This is a genomic window from Phytohabitans aurantiacus, from assembly GCF_027923225.1.
In the GTDB taxonomy this organism is placed as follows: domain Bacteria; phylum Actinomycetota; class Actinomycetes; order Mycobacteriales; family Micromonosporaceae; genus Phytohabitans; species Phytohabitans aurantiacus.
The window spans coordinates 1-15204 of record NZ_BSDI01000049.1 but is presented as its reverse complement, the minus strand read 5'-3'; the positions used below and the strand labels follow the sequence as shown (position 1 = coordinate 15204).

15 protein-coding genes are annotated in these 15204 nt (G+C 68.9%); 10 read left to right on the top strand and 5 right to left on the bottom strand.

The features are described 5' to 3' along the window. Window positions 1-27 precede the first annotated feature (27 nt). The gene (locus QMG73_RS34985) at window positions 28-201 is read left to right on the top strand and encodes a hypothetical protein (RefSeq protein ID WP_281903001.1); all 174 of its coding nucleotides are present in this window, start codon (window positions 28-30) and stop codon (window positions 199-201) included. Window positions 202-206: 5 nt separating this feature from the next. On the opposite strand, the gene QMG73_RS34980 is transcribed toward QMG73_RS34985, so the two are convergent. Further along, entirely contained in the window at window positions 207-938 is a 732-nt protein-coding gene (locus tag QMG73_RS34980; RefSeq protein WP_281902999.1) for a YcnI family copper-binding membrane protein, read from the bottom strand. A gap of 118 nt (window positions 939-1056) precedes the next feature. Between QMG73_RS34980 and QMG73_RS34975 the strand changes: the two genes are divergently transcribed. Next, window positions 1057-2805, top strand: a complete 1749-nt coding sequence (locus tag QMG73_RS34975) for an Hsp70 family protein (RefSeq protein WP_281902997.1) — start codon at window positions 1057-1059, stop codon at window positions 2803-2805. A gap of 8 nt (window positions 2806-2813) precedes the next feature. On the opposite strand, the gene QMG73_RS34970 is transcribed toward QMG73_RS34975, so the two are convergent. Further along, complete coding sequence (locus tag QMG73_RS34970) at window positions 2814-3788, bottom strand: ArsR/SmtB family transcription factor (RefSeq protein WP_281902995.1); 975 nt, start codon at window positions 3786-3788, stop codon at window positions 2814-2816. Between the two features lie 64 nt (window positions 3789-3852). Here QMG73_RS34970 and QMG73_RS34965 point away from each other — a divergent pair, with 64 nt between their 5' ends. The 3 genes from QMG73_RS34965 to QMG73_RS34955 all read left to right on the top strand — a co-directional run bounded on the left by QMG73_RS34965 (window position 3853) and on the right by QMG73_RS34955 (window position 7067). Further along, window positions 3853-5547 carry an AfsR/SARP family transcriptional regulator gene (locus QMG73_RS34965; protein WP_281902994.1) on the top strand — a complete coding sequence of 565 codons (1695 nt, stop codon included), beginning with the start codon at window positions 3853-3855 and terminating at the stop codon, window positions 5545-5547. Window positions 5548-5928: 381 nt separating this feature from the next. Next, window positions 5929-6612, top strand: coding sequence for a hypothetical protein (locus QMG73_RS34960; protein ID WP_281902992.1), 684 nt, complete (start codon window positions 5929-5931; stop codon window positions 6610-6612). Continuing rightward, complete coding sequence (locus QMG73_RS34955; RefSeq protein WP_309299562.1) at window positions 6609-7067, top strand: VOC family protein; 459 nt, start codon at window positions 6609-6611, stop codon at window positions 7065-7067. The genes QMG73_RS34960 and QMG73_RS34955 overlap by 4 nt, the downstream gene beginning before the upstream one ends. Here QMG73_RS34955 and QMG73_RS34950 read toward each other — a convergent pair. Then, the gene (locus QMG73_RS34950; RefSeq protein WP_281902990.1) at window positions 6977-7792 is read right to left on the bottom strand and encodes a DeoR/GlpR family DNA-binding transcription regulator; all 816 of its coding nucleotides are present in this window, start codon (window positions 7790-7792) and stop codon (window positions 6977-6979) included. The two genes, QMG73_RS34955 and QMG73_RS34950, sit on opposite strands and share 91 nt — an antisense overlap. Before the next feature lie 274 nt (window positions 7793-8066). Between QMG73_RS34950 and QMG73_RS34945 the strand changes: the two genes are divergently transcribed. From QMG73_RS34945 to QMG73_RS34925, 5 genes are all read left to right on the top strand, one after another. Further along, window positions 8067-9344: an ABC transporter substrate-binding protein gene (locus tag QMG73_RS34945; protein WP_281902989.1), complete on the top strand. Its 1278-nt coding sequence runs from the start codon at window positions 8067-8069 to the stop codon at window positions 9342-9344. Between the two features lie 62 nt (window positions 9345-9406). Continuing rightward, a complete protein-coding gene (locus QMG73_RS34940; RefSeq protein ID WP_281902986.1) occupies window positions 9407-10357 on the top strand; it encodes a carbohydrate ABC transporter permease in 951 nt (316 codons plus the stop codon). Between the two features lie 4 nt (window positions 10358-10361). Beyond that, on the top strand, window positions 10362-11219 hold the full coding sequence (locus QMG73_RS34935; protein WP_281902984.1) for a carbohydrate ABC transporter permease: 858 nt from the start codon (window positions 10362-10364) through the stop codon (window positions 11217-11219). A gap of 49 nt (window positions 11220-11268) precedes the next feature. Continuing rightward, on the top strand, window positions 11269-12129 hold the full coding sequence (locus QMG73_RS34930; protein ID WP_281902982.1) for a ketose-bisphosphate aldolase: 861 nt from the start codon (window positions 11269-11271) through the stop codon (window positions 12127-12129). A 1-nt stretch (window position 12130) separates the two neighbouring features. Further along, the gene (locus QMG73_RS34925) at window positions 12131-13357 is read left to right on the top strand and encodes an ADP-dependent glucokinase/phosphofructokinase (protein ID WP_281902979.1); all 1227 of its coding nucleotides are present in this window, start codon (window positions 12131-12133) and stop codon (window positions 13355-13357) included. A 125-nt stretch (window positions 13358-13482) separates the two neighbouring features. Here QMG73_RS34925 and QMG73_RS34920 read toward each other — a convergent pair whose 3' ends face one another. Together QMG73_RS34920 and QMG73_RS34915 are read right to left on the bottom strand one after the other, a co-directional pair. Beyond that, entirely contained in the window at window positions 13483-13662 is a 180-nt protein-coding gene (locus tag QMG73_RS34920; RefSeq protein WP_281902977.1) for a hypothetical protein, read from the bottom strand. Between the two features lie 110 nt (window positions 13663-13772). After that, on the bottom strand, window positions 13773-15011 hold the full coding sequence (locus QMG73_RS34915; protein ID WP_281902976.1) for an HNH endonuclease signature motif containing protein: 1239 nt from the start codon (window positions 15009-15011) through the stop codon (window positions 13773-13775). Window positions 15012-15204: the final 193 nt, after the last annotated feature.

Sequence of the window (15204 nt, the reverse complement as noted above, 5' to 3'; positions counted from 1 at the left end):
CTGGCCAGGGCCGGGTACATGCCGGTCATGAGCAAGCGACACCCGGTCGACCGCGACAGCGTGACCGATCAGAGCCAGCCCGGTGCCGACGGGGACGAGCAGCGCGCCCGGACGGCGGCGCCGGACACCGGCGCCGCCGCACCCTTCAGCGGAAACGAGGACAGGAAAGACGATCGGCGGGACGAACCCGACGAGCGCTGACGCGGTCAGCCGGCCTGTGCGCCGGAGCGCCGCCAGGCCAGTACACCGAACACCAGACCGGCCAGGCCCGCGATCAGGCCGCCGACGCCGGCCACGGCGTACCAGCCGGAAGCGCCGTCGTCCGAGCTGCCGTCGGCGAGGTCGGCGTTCGCGTTCACGATCGCCGCTCCGGTACTGGCCGGCTGCGCGCCCTTCTTGGCCAGCTTGAGTACCGGTGCGGGGTGCTCCGGCTCCTCCTGCCCTGCCTGCGGCTCCTCGATCCAGCGCACGACCTCGCCGTTGGAGTACGTCTGCAGGGCCTTGAACGCGATCTGGTCCGCCTCCGGCAGCGGGCCGGCGGAGATCTCGAACTCCTGGAACTGTCCCGGCTTCACCTCGTTGCCGGGGGCGGCCGTCCAGGTGATCTTCGAGACCGCCTCGGTGACCTCGCTGTCGTGCACCTTCAGCGGAGTGGCGAGCTTGGCACGCTCGACCGTGGCGGTCCATCCGGGCGCCGGCCGGGTCGACACCGAGGCGATCGCCGTCTTGTCGGTCGGGATCGTCACCTCCACCTTGACCGTCGAGGCGTTGTCGCGCTCGTTCGGTACCCGGAACGCCAGCTTCGCGTATCCGCCCTGCGTCGCCTCCCGCGGGTTCACCGTCACGTGCGCCGACGCCGGGCCCACCCCCGCGCCCAGGCCCGCCACGACACCGGCCAGTACCGCCACCCCGAGCCCGGCCGCCATCCGTACCCGCATCTGCACTCCATTCACCACCCCGCCGGCATCTCCGGCGAGAATTCTCGGACCGTCCGATAGGTGGTCGTGAATCGTGCCCGTTTAGTTCCCGTGACATTCGGGTCGATACATTTGACTCGTGCCGACTGACGCGGGGTACGTGCCTGTCCGGGTGGGGATCGACTTCGGTACGTCCTCGACCGTCGCGGTCGTCGTCGTGCCGGGACGTGAGCCGCGTCCGTTGCTGTTCGACGGCTCGCCGCTGCTGCCGTCGGCGGTCTGTGTGGACCCGACCGGCCGCATCCTGACCGGCAGAGACGCGCTGCACGTCGCCGCGGCGCATCCCGAGGCGTTCGAGCCGCACCCGAAGCAACGGGTCGACGAGGGTACGTTGCTGCTGGCCGGCGCCGACTTCGAGGTGTCGAGACTGTTCGCCGCGGTACTGCAACGGGTGCTGGGCGAGGCGGCCCACCTCACCGGACACCCCGGCGGCCCAATGGAGACGGTGGTGACCTGCCCCGCGGCCTGGGCCGGCGCGCGGCGGGCGGTGCTGCTCGCCGCCGCCCCCGCCGGCACGCGGCTTGTCGACGAACCGGTCGCCGCCGCGCACTACTTCACCGACATCGCCGGGGCCCAGATCCCCGACGGCGGCACCGCGGTGATCTACGACCTTGGAGCCGGTACGTTCGACGCCGCTGTCGTCCGGCGTACCGGTGACGGGTTCGCGACGGTGGCCGCCCGCGGGCTGCCGGACTGCGGCGGCCTCGACATCGACGCCGCGATCGTGGCGCACCTGGCCGCAGCCGGGTTCGACCCGCAGGCGTGGGGCCGGCTCGAAGCGCCCACGACGGTGGCCGAGCGCCGGGCCCGGCAACAGCTGTGGGACAACGTCCGGGCCGCGAAGGAGATGCTGTCGCGGGCCACCACGACGTTGATCCACGTTCCTCTCGTCGACGCCGAGGCGCCACTGGGCCGCGAGGAGTTGGACCGGCTCATCGCGCCGATCCTCGACCGCACGGTCGCCGCCGTCCGCGAGGTACTGGAGACCGCCGGCGTGCGGGCGACCGACCTGTCGGCGATCTTCCTGGCCGGCGGCTCCAGCCGGATGCCCGCCGTCGCCACCACGCTGCACCGGGCCTTCGGCATCCTGCCGGTCACCGTCGACCAGCCGGAGTTGGCCGTCGCCGAGGGCAGCCTGCGGTCGGTCCCCGCGCCCGACGCCATTGCCGTCGCGGTTGCCCCGCCACCGCCCGTGCTTGCGGCCGCGCCCGCCACGGCCAGGTCCGTGAAGCTCCGGCGAGCCGGCTGGGCCGCCGCGGCGGCGGGCGGGGTCGCCGCGCTCGCCGTGGCGCTGGCGCAACTGCCCGTCTTCGGTGGCGAGGGCTCGTCCGCCGCGCCGACCACGACTCCGTCCACTGTGGCGAGCCCGTCGCCGACCGCGAGCCCGTCGCCCACCTACCCGCCCGGCATCGACCCCTGCCTGCTCGGCACCTGGAAGATCACGATGAACCGCGTGTACGGCCTGATCGACGACGTGCGGGTGCTCTACACCGGCGGCGCCGGCACCCTCGTCACCTACCGCGCCGACGGCACCAGCTTCACCGACTACAACAAGATGCAGCCGCGGACCACGCGCTATCGCAACGCGGACTGGTCGGATGTCAGCCGCGGCACCGCCTCGGGCCGGTACTTCGTGAAAGATGGCGAGATCATCGATGAGGTGACCAAAACCAACGCCGTGGGCACGCTGCGCCGAAACGGCAAGGTGAACGCCAGCGGGCCGCTGACGTACTTTCCGGAGCCGACGAAGTACCAGTGCTCGGGCAACAACCTGCACACGTACAGCCCGCACGGCAACTACTCCAACCAGATGGTCCGCGTCGCCTGACAGTGCCGCTACGAGGCGTTGGCGAGCTGCTCGCCGAGGCCGGTGCGGAGGTACCGCAGGCGCCGCCCGACGCGGTCTCCGGCCACCAGACCGGCGTCCCGCAACGTGGTCAGGTGGTGGGAGGCGGTCGCGGGGGACAGGCCCAGGACGCTCGCGACCTCACCGGTGCTGTGCGGCATCGCCAGTAGCGTCAGCACCGATGCCCGGGTGTGGCCGAGCACGGCCGCCAGCGCCGCGGAGGGCTGGACGGGCGCCGGCTGGTCCCAGACCCGGCCGTACCCGCGCGGCGGGTACCACAGTGCCCGCCCCGAGGGGGCGGCGGACACGGTGTACATGGACGGACCGGCGAAGCCAGCCGGCAGCAGCGCCAATCCGTGCCCGTCAAGACCCCAGTGATCGTCCCGTGTGTATCCGATGTGGAGTGTCGCGCCGTCCCAGTCCAGTCGCGGGTGCAGACCGGATACCAGCGCGCGAGGGGTCCGCTCGGCGGCCGTCCGTGCCCGCCGTGCGATGTCGCTCTCGACCACGGCGCGCAATCGCGGCCAGAAGGGGGCGATCGCCAGCTCGAAGTACCGCCGGATCTGCCGCACCAGGTCGTCGAGGGCACGGCGGGGGTCGTGCTCGAACCGGAGGATCTCCGGCGGCGCCGGATGCCCGGCCCAGGCGGCATGGACCTCGGCGGCCACCTGTTCCAGCGGGGTCGCGCCGATGACCGCCAACTCCTCCTCCAGGCGCGGCCGGGCGCCAACCGGTACGGGCGAGAGGAAGTCGGGCACGAAGCAGTTGGGGCCGGTGGTCACGGCCAGGAACGTCTCCAGGCCAGCCCTCGGCAACTGGGGCGCCACGCGGGATCTCCAGGACCGGTACATCCAGTACTTCGATGGCCGGTACAGCGCGAATGTGCTGGTCACCACCTCGACCATCGGCGAGTGCGCGAGCCTGACCGTGGCCAGGTCGGCGTCGCTGAACTCGATCTGGATCACCTGGCCATTCGAGCACATTCGAACAACTCCGGCCGCCCCCGCTCGTGAACCTACGGTCGCCGCCGTGCTTCGCTTTGAGATTCTTGGACCGTGGCGGGTCAGCTCCGCCGGCGAGCCGGTCGCCGTCCCGCCTGGCCGGTTACGTGTACTGCTGGCCGTGCTGATCGCGTCGGGCAGATGGGTCGCGGCGGACGTGCTGGCAGCGCGGCTGTGGCCCGACCGGGCGCGCCCCAATGAGCGGGCCCACGTCCACACGTACGTGGCACGCCTGCGACGGCTGCTGGGGTCCGACTCCATCGAGACCTCGTCTGACGGTTACCGGATCGCCACGACCGTCAGCGGCGCCGACCTGTGGGAGTTCCGTGATCTGAGGCGCCGGTCAGGAGAAGCCGGTCGGATCGAGGACGAGTTGGCGTTGCTGCGCCAGGCGTCGATGCTGTGGCGCGGCACTCCGTTCGCCGGTCTGCGGTCGCAGTGGCTGGATCGGGAGGTCGTGCCGCGGCTCGAGTACGAGCGGTTGGCGGCGGTCGAGCGGCGAACTGACCTGGAGCGGCGGCTGGGGCTGCTCGCTCCGGTCACCGCCGGGTCGGCCGCGATCCGGCAGTTGCCGCCAGCCGCGGCCAGCTTCACGAGCCGGCCCGAACTCGAGCGCCTGCACGCCTTGGTGACCGGGGCGAGAGGCGCCGGGTGTCCGGCCCGGGTCGTGGCGCTCGTCGGTGCGCCTGGTATCGGGAAGACGACGCTGGCTCTCCACTTCGCACACGCGGTCGCGCACGCGTACCCGGACATGCAGTTGTATCTCAACCTGCGTGGACACGGTCCGGACGCGCCACTGGCGCCCTCCGCCGCGGTGGCGGCGCTGCTGCGCGGCCTGGGCGTGCGCTCCGGACTCATCCCGACCGGGACGGCCACGAGGGCCGCGCTGCTGCGCCGCACGCTCGCTGGCCGGCGGGTGCTGATGCTTCTGGACAACGTGCGGGACGCCGGACAGGTGCGTCCCCTGCTGCCGGGCGGTGACAGCCTCATCGTCGTCACGAGCCGTGACAGTCTGGCGGGCCTCGCGGTCCAGGATGGTGCTCGGCGGCTGACGCTCGGACCGTTGGCGAGGCACGACGCGCTCGCGCTGGTCGCCTCCGCGTACGGGCGCGATGGCGTCGTCGCCGAACCGGCTGCGGCCGCTCGCCTGGTCGAGATGTGCGCTGGGCACCCGCTGGCGCTCGCGATCGCCGCTGAGCGCGCCCAGCGAGCAGGTGGCCTGGCCCGGGTGGCGCGTGCCATGGCGGACGAGCGCGCGAGGCTGGACCTGTTCGGTGGTGAGGATGGCGATCCGTACAACGAGCTGTGGGCAACGCTCGCCTGGTCGTATCGCGCGCTGGACCCGGACGCGGCGCACATGTTCCGCGTGCTCGGATCGCACGCGTCCGGCGAGGTGACGCTGGCGGACGCGGCGGCATTGGCGGGCCTGCCGAAGAGCCGGACCGGAGCCGTACTGGAGAGTCTCGCCGCCGCGCACCTCGTCCGCCAGCGCCGTCCGCGCCGCTACGAAATGCATACCGTGATCCGCTGGTACGCGCGCGAGCGGGCCCGGTTACGGCTGCGTCAGGGCGGCGACGTCCCACCGCCGCGCGGCGCCGTTGACCACGACGTACAGCGAGCGGCTGTCAGAAGTGAACGCCGTGTCGGTGCTGGCGTCGCCCAGGCCCGGCAAGGGGACCGTCGTGCCGCGCTGGCGGCGGTTCGCCACGTCCCACAGACGTAACTGACCGTCGGCGCCGCTGCTGGCGAGCGTGCCGTCAGGGGCGAAGGCGACCGGCACCGCCCCGATCGCCCAGAAGGACCGTGTCGTCGTCGACGCAGCGCGCGCCGGGGGACTGGGAAGCGCGGACGGTGAGGCCGCGGGAGCAGCGGTCGTGCGCACGACGGACGTCGCGGTAGCTCAGAGCTCGGTCCTGGTTCTGGGCTTGCCCTTGCCCCGCGACGGGCCGTCGATCAAGGCCATCCGCGTGGATCAAGGGCGTATGCACGCGGTTTTGAGATCGAACCACGTGCGTTTGCCCTTGATCGGCGGAAGGGGCGCGGCGGCGCGGCGGGCGCGGCGGGCGCCGTGGTGCGGCGCGGCGCGGCGGGTACGGTGTGTTCGATGATCACACCGGAGCAGGTGACGAGCCGGCTGAACAAGGAGATCCGTGCTGTCGTGCGGCCGCTGGGCTTCGTGGGTTCGCGCGGGAGTTGGACGGTCATCACGTCCGACGGCGTGGCGCAGATCGGTATCGGCCGGAGTGTGATGCGCGCCGTCGGCGGCGGCACGATCTTCGTCACCGTGGGCATCAGCATGGTGCCGATCGCGTGGTGGGAGTACGTGAACTGGCGTGCCGCCCGCTGGGGCCAGCCCGCGATCGCGCTGGACGAGGGCGCGACGTCGTTCTCGATCGGCTTCGTCGAGACCCGCCAGCGCCCGAAGGACAGCTTCTACCACCTGAAGTTCGACCCTGATCGGTACCCGGCCGCCATGACGACGGCCGAGGAGCTCGAGCATGCCGCGGCGCTGCTGGTCAACGCGGCCGGCATCCTGGCCCGCACCGCGCTGGACCTGCTCAGGCCGGGCGCTTATCTCAAAGCGCTGCGCCGCATACCCGACTTCGGCGGCGCGATGTGGGAGCCGCTGGTGGTGCTGCTCGCCGAGGACGGGCCGTCGGCGGCGCTCGACACCGCGATCGAGGACATGCGCGCCGAGTACGCTGACTACGGCTTCGGCGCGCCCGAGATGGAGGTCGAGTACGTCCGCATGCGGGCCGCCGCGGTGTCGGGAGGAGTGGGTTCATGAGCGGCATCGGAAGTCTCAGTGGGGTCGCGCTCGAGTGTCCCGATCCCGCCGCGCTCGCCGACTTCTACAGCGGGGTCACGGGTTGGCCGATCGTGTACGCCGACCCGGACTGGTATTCCGTGGGCGAGAGCCGGAACGCTGACCTGCACCTGTCGTTCCAGCGGGCTCCCGGTTACCAGCCACCGACGTGGCCCGATCCGGCCTCCTCGATGCAGTTTCACCTTCACTTCCGCGTCGACGATCTCGACGCGGCCGAGCGGGCGGTTGTCGCTCTGGGCGCCACGAAGCTGGACCACCAGGCGAAGCATCGGGTCTTCGCCGATCCGGCGGGGCACCCGTTCTGCCTGTGCCTCCGGCCGGCGGGCTATGGGGACTCGGGGGTTAGCAGCTCCACTTCGGCCTCGGCCAGGGCATCTCGCAGGTCGGGGGGTGGGGTGGAGTCGGTCACCAGGTAGTCGGCGCCGCCCAGGTCGGAGACCTGGGCGAAGAGCCGGCGGCCGAACTTCGACGAGTCGGCGAGGATCGCCACCCGCGCCGCGCGCGAGATCATTTCCCGCATCATCGCGGCCTCGGCCAGGTTGCTCGTCGTGTACCCAGCGGCGGCCGACACGGCACCGACGCCAATCAGCGCCAGATCGCAGCTGATGTCGAGCTCGCTGCCGCCGGCGGTGCGGAAGCTGACGGGTCCGGCGGTGGCCAGCGTGAGCGTGCGGACCGCGCCGCCGAAGACGTACACGTCGCGGATCGCCGATGGTGACAGCGCCGGCGGTACCAGCAGGCTGTTCGTCGCCACCGTCAGGTCACGGTGGTGGCGCAGGCTCTTGGCGACGGCGAGAGTGGTCGTGCCGCCGTTGAGCATGATGACGGAACCATTCTCCACAAGGGACGCTGCCAGTACCGCGATCTTCTCTTTCTCGCGCTTCTCCATGGTGAGCCGCACGTCGACGGTGCGGTCGACCCGCGAGGCCGTCGACTGGCTGACCGCGCCACCGTAGGTGCGCACGAGCACGCCGTCGGCGCTGAGCTGATCGAGGTCGCGCCGGATGGTGTCGATGGAGACGCCGAAGCGCTCCGCGAGCGCGGTGACCGTGACCTCCCCGGTCTCGGCCACGTACGCCGCCAGCTGAGCCTTGCGGCCCGCGGGGAGGCGGCGCTGCCGGTCCTCTTTGTCCAGGGTCACTGGTCCTCCAAGTCTGCGGTAGCTAGCTCGAAACAAGCTTAGAACGGCAGGGTACAGCATGGTGCTGCCCGTTTCGTGCGGTGTTGTGCCAGCGTCTGCGGCCCATATCGAGATCTGACTGCCAGATTCGGCCCTAGTTTCCGATTTGCTCTGCCGAACTATGCAGTACCAAGCAGGATTTTGCAGTACTGGGTCTTGTGAGCGATGTAACGTGCTGTTAACGTGGCGCAGACCAGCATAGAGCGGTAACACCTTGACATAGAAGGAGTTCGGCATGACCCGACGGAGGCACCTACTCGGGGTGATAGCGGTGGCCGCGTTGGTCGGTACCACCGGGGTGGCGTGTGGCGGTTCGGACGACGGCGCGAGCGCGGACGGGAGCGTCACGCTCGAGTTCGCGCAGTGGTGGGCACCGGAGCTTCCGGCGGGATCGTTCGACAAGCTGATGACCGAGTTCACGGCTCAGAACCCGAACATCAAGGTCAAGCTGCTGAGCGGGCCGTACGCGTCCACGAAGCAGCAGCTGGTATCCGGCGCGGCGTCCAAGACGCTGCCTGACGTCGTGGGCCTCGACGGCGCGTGGGTCAACGACTTCGCCAAGCAGGGCGCGATCGCCGACCTGAGTGCGCTGATGAAGGACGCGAACTACGACGAGAGCCAGCTCGCGAGCCAGATCCAGATCCAGGGGAAGACCTACATGATCCCCATTGTGAACTTCGTGTATCCGATGTTCGTCAACAACGACCTGCTCGCGAAGGCCGGTGTCACGAAGCCGCCGAGCACGCGCACCGAGTTCCTGGACGCGGCCAAGAAGATCACCGCGACCGGCGGCAACGTCAAGGGTTGGGCACTTCCGCTCGACACCGCCGTGCCCAACGGCATCCAGAACGACGTGATGTCGTGGCTGTGGGCCTCGGGCGGCACCATGCTCACCAAGGACGGCAAGCCCGACCTGACCAACGCGCAGGTCAAGAGCACGATCGAGTACGTCAAGAGCCTCAACGACGCCAGCGTGATCGCCCCCGGCTCCCTCACCATGAAGGAGCAGGACAAGGTCGAGAAGTTCACCACCGGCCAGGTCGGCATGGTGATCGATTCCTTGGCGCACATCAACCTCATCAAGAAGAACAACCCCTCGCTGAACTTCACGGTGCTGCCGATCCCGGCCGAAGACGGCTACACCGGCAAGCGCGGCATTCCGTACGCGTCGTGGGGCATCGGCGTCGCCGACTCCTCCAAGCACAAGGCCGAGGCGTTCAAGCTGGTCGAGTTCCTGATGAGCAAGGAGAAGAACGCGGAGCTGAGCACGCTCGCGAACGGCTTCCCGGGCAACAAGACCGCCGTGCCTGACTTCAGCAACAGCGACCCGCTGTTCAAGACGGCCTTCGACATCTACCAGGCGGGCTACCCGGCCAACGAGTTCGTCGGCCTGCCGAAGGCCGAGGACCTCATGCGCAGCTTCGACGAGCAGTTGCAGCTCACGCTGACCGGCAAGCAGAGCGTCGACGACACGCTCAGCAAGGCGCAAGAGGACTGGGCTTCGGTGCTCTGAGGCTTTCCACACATCGGGGCCGCGCCGACACCGCGGCGCGGCCCCGACACAAGGAGACATCGATGAACTCTGCGAAACTGGATCACGCGCCACCCCCGGCGGTGGCGGCGCCGGAGACCCGCGCGGCCCCTCGGGGCAGGGCGCGGCGTTTGTGGGCGCGAGGCACCGCCCCGTACGCCTTCCTGTCGCCGACGATGATCCTGATCTTCGTTTTGATGATCATCCCCATCGCGATGGTCGTGAGCTACTCGTTCAAAGACAACGTGATCGTCCAGCAGAACTCGGTCTTCGTCGGCTTCGCGAACTACACGAAGGTGCTCACCGACCCCGACTTCCTGGCGGCGCTGAAGAACACCTTCGTCTTCATCACCGTGAGCACGGTGGCACACCTGATCCTGGGGCTCGGCTTCGCGTTGATGCTCAACACGCCGCTGCTGGGCAACGTGACCAAGGCGATCTTCCGGATCATCTACATCCTGCCGTGGCTGTTCACGGTGGCCGTGATCGCGGTCATCTGGCGGCTTATGCTCGACCCGTCCGGAGTGGTCAACTACCTCCTGACGACGCTCGGCGGGAGCAGCGTCGACTGGCTCTCCGATCCGGGCAAGGCGTTGTGGGCGCTGACGTTCATCAACATCTGGGCCGGCTTCCCGTTCTTCATGATCAGCATCCTCGCCGGGTTGCAGGGGATCCCCGGTGACCTGTACGAGGCGGCCTCTGTGGACGGTGCCAGCCCGATCCGGCAGTTCTGGAACGTGACGATCCCGCAGTTGCGGCCGGTACTGATCAGCATGGCCGTACTCGACCTCATCTGGACCTCGCAGCAGTTCGCGCTCATCTGGATGACCACGGGCGGCGGTCCGCTGAACGTCACGGAGATGCTCAGCACGTACACGTACAAGCAAGCCTTCAGCAGTTACGAGTTCGCCACCGCGTCCGCCGCGGCGGTCATCGTTCTGCTCCTCACGATGGTGCTCGCGGTCTTCTACGTCCGCCTGCAAAAGGAGAGGTGACCGCGTGCCCACCTCCAAGAAAGTGCTGACCCGCAAGAGGCGGCGCCTCGGCGCGAAGATCGCCGTGTTCACCGGCCTGTGCCTCGGCGCGGCCTTCGCCGGGCTGCCCGTCGTGTGGATGCTGTCGACCTCGTTCAAGCCCAACGGCGAGGTCTTCGCGGTGCCGCCTAAGCTGATCAGCCACTTCTCGTTCGACGCGTACACCGCGATCCTGAGCGACGGCGCGCAGCTGCGGTTCTTCCTCAACAGCTACATCGTCGCGCTCTCAGTCACGGCGTTGACGTTGTTCGTGGCGATCCTGGCGGCGTACGGGTTCAGCCGTTACGAGTTCCCGCTGAAGAAGTCCATCAACGCGGTCATCATCAGCGTGCAGGCGGTACCGCCGATCACGCTCGTCATCCCGTACTTCGGGCTGGTCGTGACGCTCGGGCTCTACAACACCTATCCCGGGCTGATCCTCACGCACATGGTGTTCACGCTGCCGTACGCGATCATCATGATGACCGCTTACTTCAACACGCTGCCCAAGGAGCTGGACGAGTCCGTCAAGGTCGACGGCGCGTCGAGCTGGACGGCGCTGTGGCGGGTACTGGTGCCCGTCTCGGTTCCGGGCATGGTCGCCGTCGGCGTCTACACGTTCATGATCTCGTGGAACGAGTACCTCTTCGCGCTGACGCTCACGCGTACCGACGACATGCGCACCGTACCCATCGGCATCCAGCTCCTGATGGGCCAGCACTCCTACGAGTGGAACCAGATGATGGCGATGAGCATCCTCGGGTCCATCCCGGTCCTCATCCTGTTCCTGCTCTTCCAGCGGCGATTCATTGGCGGCCTCACCTCCGGCGCCGTCAAGGCATGACATTCCCGCTCGGGCGAGCGGGAACCAACCCCAGAAGGAGAACGCAGCAATGCTGACGACCGGCAAGGCGATCCTGGACGTAGCGCACGAGAAAAACTTCGCCGTGCCTGCCTTCAACATCAGCGACTACGCCATGTTCAACGGCATCGTGGACATCAGCGAGGAGAAGAACGCGCCGCTGTTCATCGGTATCCATCCCGACGAGGTCAAGCACATCGGGCACGACGTCATCGCCGCGATGACGCTGCGGGCCCACCGCTCGTCCGTGCCGATCGCGATCCATTGGGACCACGGCGCGACGTACGAGGAGATGCTGACCGCCATCAAGATCGGCTTCACCTCGGTGATGATCGACGCGTCGCTCAAGTCCTTTGAGGACAACGTCGCGATCTCCCGGAAGGTCACCGAGACCGCGCACGCCGTAGGGCTTTCGGTCGAGGCGGAGCTGGGTACGATCGGCAAGGCCGACGCCGAGGGCGAGGCCGGCACCGACGCCATCATCTACACAGACCCGGCCGACGCGGTGACCTTCGTGCGGGAGACCGGCGTCGACAGCCTCGCGGTGGCCATCGGCACCTACCACGGCCTCTACCCGGCGACCTTGAAGCCCGAGCTCAAGCTCGACCTGCTCAAGGAGATCAAGGACGCGGTGGGTATTCCCCTGGTGCTGCACGGCGGCTCGGGCAACCCGGACGACGAGATCGCGCAGTCGGTCAAGCTCGGCATCAACAAAATCAACATCTCCAGCGACATCAAGGTCGCCTACCACGCGAAGATGCGCGAGGTCCTCGCCGACACCGGGTTGCGCGAGCCGCTGAACATCCAGCCACCGGCGATCGCGGCCATGAAGGCCGTCGCGGCCCACAAGATCGACCTCTTCGAGGCGACCGGCAAGGCATCCCTGTACTGACATGAGCACTGAGCCGGCTGGCATGACTGTGGTCCTGGGCCTCGGGGGAGGCGTCGACTATGAGCTCAAGCTGTCCGCGCCGGTCATGGAGCGGCTCGTCGGCGAGTACCGGATCCGCGACGGCGAGCTGACCTCACCGGCCACGGTGAACACCGAGCGTGAGCTGGTCATCTCGATCCTCACGTACTTGAAGAAAGGCGGAGGGGGCGAGCACTTCGTCGCCTCCTCCGCGTGCCTGAGCGCGTTCGCGGAGCGTTTCCCCACCCGCGCCACACTGGGCGGAACGTCGGTGCGCGCGGCGAAGGAGATGAGCCGCCTCGGCGTACCGTCCACTTTGCACCTGGTCAGCATCAACGACGTGATCCGGCGGCTGCTGCCGGCCGGCTGCGACTACATCTGCAGCGACGACCGTGACACGTTCTACCCGCACCTGATCGTCCAGTACGACCAGGACTTGCGGATCCGGGCCGGCGACATCGACATCCGCGCGCCGTTTCCGAACCGGCTGATCTACGTCAACGACCCGGCGAACGGCTCGATGCTGCTCAGCCCTGGGCTCGGCGAGCTGCTGAGCACCGCCCGGCTCTTTCTCATCTCGGGCTTCAACGCGATACGGCAGGCGCGGCTGCTGGACCGCCGGCTGTCCACATTGATCGGCCACATGCGACAGTTGCCCGCCGGGGCGGTCGTATACTACGAGGACGCCGGCTTCCACGAGCCGGGGCTCAGCCAGCGGCTCCGCGACGCGCTGCTTCCGAGTATCGACGTCTACGGGCTCAACGAGGACGAGCTGCAGGCGTACCTGGGGCGCACCGTCGACCTGCTCTCCGTGCCGGAGGTGGCCGCCGCGCTGGAGTCGCTGCGCGCGCTCATTCCGGTGCCGACGCTGGTGGTGCACACCAAGTACTGGGCGGCCGCGTTCGGCGAAGACGCCGGCCGGTACGCGGGCGCACTCGACGGCGGGATCCTGGTCGCCAGCACCCGGTACAGCCATGGCGACGACCACACCGGCGAGCAGTTCGAGGCGATGCGGCGCCGGCCCAGGCGGCCGGAGTCGGTGGCGTTCGCCGCGGCACTGGAGGCCAAAATGGGGGACGCCGTGCGGTGCGTGCCGGGTTTCCGCCTCGATGTGGCCCAGCCGACGACGATCGGGCTCGGCGACGCCTTCGTCGGTGGCTTCCTCGCCGCGACCTACGCGCTCCCGCCTGGACGCCTCAGTCCTGCCTGATCGCGGCGGCTCAGTCCGGCCTGATCGCGGCGGCTCAATCCTGCCTGATCGCGGCGGCTCAATCCTGCCTGATCGCGGCGGCGAAGTCGCCCAGCGCGACGCGCCGGCCACCGGCCTGGCCGCTGTCACGACAGGCGGTTGATCGCCGCCCGGGCCTGGTCGGCGTCCGGATGCCCGAGCTGTTCGAGGGTCTCCAGGGCGCGACGCCAGGCGTCGAGGGCGCGGAACTCGGCGTTGTCGGCGTAGCCGCAGTCAGCCACGATCAGCGGCGCCCGCCGTCCCCGGCCCCCCAGTTCGTCGATCATGTCCTGATACCGGCCTTTCGGCGGCGCGGCTTTGGGTGGGGGCACGCATTGGCTCAACCGACCACGGCTGTTGGTCACGCCCGCCCGGTCCTGCCAACACGATCCCCGGCCTACGTCCGCCGGTGGTAGATGTTGCGCCGGGGCCGACGCTCACTGTCCACATAGGGCTGTGGAATGAACTCCGGCCGGCCATCGTCGGCCATCCGCACTTCCCACTCTCCGCGGTGGATGAGCCGATGGTGGTATCCGCACAACAGGACGCCGTTGTTCAGCGCGGTATCGCCGCCGTCTGTCCAGTGTCGAATGTGGTGGCCGTCGCACCATTGTGGTGGTCGGTCGCAGCCGGGGAAGGCACATCCACCATCCCGTACGACCAACGCCCGTCGCAGTGGTCCGGTGAACAGCCGTCGTTGCTGTCCGACGTCGAGGATCTGCCCCTGCCCGCCCAGCACGATCGGCAGGATGTGGGCGTCGCAGGCCAGCCGCCGCACCTGCTCCGCGGTCAACCGTTCCCCGGTGTCGAGCTGCCCGACGCCCAGTTCTTTACGCACGACGTCGTACGGCACCGTGACCGCAACCTGTGGCCGGTCTCCGCCGTTGTCCGGTAGCTGTTCGGTGCGTAGCGCCAGCCGGCACACTTCCACGAGTGCGTCGGCGCGGCGTTGGGCCGGGGTTCGTTCGAGGTCGGGTTTGCATAGTGGGTCGAGGGCGGCGTTGACGATGGCGGCGGCTTCGGCGTCGAGCCAGCCGGTGACTCGGTAGCGGCCGTCGCCGTTGTTGGTCAGGGTGAACGCCCGTGTCCGTTGGGCGCGTTTCTCGTCTCGTTCGGCGGCGCGCCGGTCGGCTTCGTCGGCCACTTCCGGTGCCACATGTGCCAGGATTCGCTCCGCGGCCTTGCGGAAGGTGGCCGGCTCCCAGTCGGCGAACTCCGCGATCAACGTTTTCTCGGCCAGGTCCACCACATCCGGCGAATTCTCGTCGGTCAGATCGTGGACGGTCTTGGCGACGATGTGGGCTTGTTCGACGTTGATAGTGCCGCTTGACAGTGCCGTGTCCAGCGTCGGCCGTTGGTCGAGTGTTTTGGCCAGGTCGACCGTGCGGCGGGCGGTGTGGATGCTGACGTGGAGGCGTTCGCGGAGCCAGACGGCGGTGCTGGCGGCCTGCTGCGTGATGGGTAGGTTGCGGCCTTCGATTTCGCGGATGAGGTGGAGTTTGACGGCGGCGAGCATCTGCTGCGCGTCGTGCACGGTGTGGAGGGCGTCGATGAGGTCGGTGTCGGGCAGCGACCACACTGGGGTGCCGGCGCAGTGGCCGGCGATCTCCCTGAGCTGCTCCAACGTTTCCCGCACGCATTGATTCTCGTACGTTTGTGCGGTGGTCGTTGCCCCGCCAGGCGACACGCCGGCCGACACGCCGATACCGCAAAAAATAGGTCCCGCGTCTGCGGCGGGCGTGGGCGCGGCCGCCGCAAGCCAGCGGTCGCCGTATCCGCGGGTCGGTGGCGTCGGGCCCCGTATCCGTCCGGACGTCGACGGTAGGCGG